The sequence below is a fragment of the Paractinoplanes ferrugineus genome (assembly GCF_016862195.1).
In the GTDB taxonomy this organism is placed as follows: Bacteria; Actinomycetota; Actinomycetes; order Mycobacteriales; family Micromonosporaceae; genus Actinoplanes; species Actinoplanes ferrugineus.
Window position 1 is genome coordinate 1 of the sequence record NZ_BOMM01000109.1, and the last position, 3014, is coordinate 3014.

Consider the following 3014-nt stretch of genomic DNA (forward strand, 5'->3'; position numbering starts at 1 on the left):
CGGCGACTGGGCGGTCGTGATGCGCGCGGACCAGCAGGAACCGGAGATCCTGGACGCCCTCAAGAACTCCCGGGCCCATCTGCGCGTGCTCACCCCGGGCGGCGAGTTGCCCCCCGGCCTGACCGGGATCATCTCCCTGCTGGCCCTGGACGCCACCGAGGACCCCGATCGCCCGGGTGCCTCCACCGGTGCCCTCGCCACGCTCGCCCTGGTCCGATCCCGGCCCGGCAGTCCCCTGTGGACGCTGACCCGAGGCGCGGAAACCGATCCGTGGCAGGCCCAGACCTGGGGGCTCGGCCGGGTGGCCGCGCTCGAGCACCCCACCGCCTGGGGTGGGCTGATCGACCTGGCCCGCGACTTCGACCCCGCCGCCCTGCACACCGCGCTGACCAACGCGGCCGGTGAAGACCAGATCCGGGTCGAGGGGGATCAGGCCTACGGCCGGCGTCTGCGCCCGACGACCGCCGCGGCGGGCAGTCGGTGGTGGACCCGAGGCGCCACCCTCATCACCGGCGGCACCGGAGCCCTCGGCACCCACGCCGCCCGCTTCCTCGCCCGCGAAGGCGCGCCGCACATCGTCCTGGTCAGCCGGCACGGGCCCGAGGCTCCGGGCGCCGCCGGCCTGCGGGCCGAACTCGGCGACCGGGTCAGCATCCTCGCCGGGGACGTCACCGACGAGGCCGCCATCCGGCGGGTGATCGAGCAGAGCCCGCCGATCACGGCCGTCATCCACGCAGCCGGCGCCACCACCGAGCGGGCGCTGGCCGATCTCGGGCCGGACGCCTTCGTCAGCGCCAAGGTGGTCGGGGCCGAACTCCTGGACCGGTTGCTCGGCGACGACCTGGACGCGTTCATCGTGTACTCCTCGATCGCGTCGACCTGGGGCAGTGCCTACTCCGGCGCGTACGCGTCCGCGAACGCCCACCTGGACGCCCTCGTCCGCCGGCGGCGGGTCCGGGGCGCGGCCGGCACCGCCCTGGCCTGGGGTCCCTGGTCCGGCGGTGGCCTGGCCGGCGACGGCTACCTCGACGAGCTTCGGCGGCGGGGCATCACCGCGCTGGCGCCCGACCAGGCCGGCAACGCCCTGCGCTACCTGGACCCCGCCGTCACCACCGTCGCGGCGATGGACTGGGAGCGGTTCGCCGGCGCCTTCACTGCCAACCGACCCAGTCCGCTGCTCAACGACCTGACCACCACCACCGCGACGCCGGTCGCCGGGCCGGCCGAGGACAACCCGTTCCGGCTGCGCTGGGCGGCCCTGCCCGCCGAGGACCGGCAGCGGATGCTGGTGCGGACGGTGTGCGCCGAGGCCGCCGCCGAGCTCGGCGACTCCTCGCCGGGCGCGGTCGAGGCCGACCGGCCGTTCCGGGAGCTGGGTTTCGACTCGCTGGCCGCGGTCGGGCTACGGCAACGACTCGACCGGGTCGGCGGCCTGAAGCTGCCATCGACCATCGTCTTCGACTATCCGACCCCGGCCGCGCTGGCCGAGTTCATCGACGCGACGCTGGCCGAGCTGAGCGGCGGCACCAGCGACGCCGACACGGCCCTGGCCGAGCTGGACCGGCTCGACGGACTGCTGGCCGACCTGCGGGGGGCGGCGGACTCGGCCCTGCGCAGCCGGATCACCCTGCGCCTGTCCACCGTGCTGGCGAACTGGAAGAACACCGCCGCCCCGGCCGCCCCCAAGCCGGTGGACAAGCAGCTCGACGACGCCACCGACGATCAGCTCTTTGACCTGATCAAGAACGAGTTCGGGATCTCCTGAGGAGCTGACGCATGTCCGCAAACGAAGAGAAGCTCCGCCACTACCTCAAGGAACTGACCACTGACCTGCGGCGCACCCGGCAACGGCTGACGGAGGTCGAGGCGGCCGAGCGGGAGCCGATCGCCATCATCGGGATGAGCTGCCGTTACCCCGGTGCGGTGACCTCGCCCGAGGAGCTGTGGCGGCTGGTCGAGACCGGTACCGACGCCATCGTGCCGTTCCCCGCCGACCGGGGCTGGGATCCCGGCGCGACCGCCCCGCTCGGGTCGGCCGCCGCCGGCGGTTTCCTGGCCGGGGCGGGCGACTTCGACGCCGGGTTCTTCGGGATCTCGCCGCGCGAGGCACTCTCGATGGACCCGCAACAGCGGATCCTGCTCGAGGCCGCGTGGGAGGCGGTGGAGGACGCCGGGATCGTCGCCGCCTCGCTGCGCGGCCGGCCGGTGGGGGTCTTCGCCGGAGCGGCCGTGCAGGGCTACGGCTATGCCGACAACGACACGGTCAAGGGCTCGGAAGGCTACGGCGCCACCGGCTCGGCCGGCTCGGTGATCTCGGGCCGGATCTCCTACGCCCTCGGCCTGGAGGGCCCGGCGGTCACCATCGACACGGCCTGCTCGTCGTCGCTGGTCGCGCTGCACCTGGCCGCCCAGGCACTGCGCTCCGGCGAGTGCACCCTCGCCCTGGCCGGCGGGGTCACGGTCATGGCCACCCCCTACGCGTTCCTGGAATTCAGCCGCCAGGGCGGCCTGTCACCGGACGGGCGCTGCCGGTCCTTCTCGGCCGACGCGGACGGCACCGGCTGGTCCGAGGGGGTGGGTGTCCTCGCCCTGGAGAAGCTCTCCGACGCGCGCCGCAACGGTCACCGCGTGCTCGCGGTCGTCCGTGGCACGGCCGTCAACCAGGACGGCGCCTCCAACGGCCTGACCGCCCCGAACGGCCCGTCCCAGCAGCGCGTCATCCGGCAGGCCTTGACCAACGCCGAGCTGTCCCCCACCGACATCGACGTGGTCGAGGCGCACGGCACCGGCACCAGGCTCGGCGACCCGATCGAGGCGCAGGCGTTGCTGGCGGTGTACGGCCAGGACCGGGACGAGCCGTTGTGGCTCGGCTCGCTCAAGTCGAATCTGGGGCACAGCCAGTCGGCCGCCGGGGTCGGCGGCATCATAAAGATGGTGCTGGCCATGCAACACGGGGTCCTTCCGCGGACGTTGCACGCCGAGGAGCCGTCACCGCACATCGACTGGACCGCGGG

The 3014-nt window shown here is 73.8% G+C and carries 2 protein-coding genes; both read left to right on the forward strand.

Going from position 1 to position 3014, the window contains the following annotated elements; genetic code table 11:
* Positions 1-1765: beta-ketoacyl reductase (locus Afe05nite_RS43410; protein WP_203823207.1), on the forward strand; the 1765-nt coding region annotated here is incomplete at its 5' end.
* 11 nt (positions 1766-1776) lie between these two features.
* Positions 1777-3014: beta-ketoacyl synthase N-terminal-like domain-containing protein (locus Afe05nite_RS43415; RefSeq protein ID WP_203823208.1), on the forward strand; the 1238-nt coding region annotated here is incomplete at its 3' end.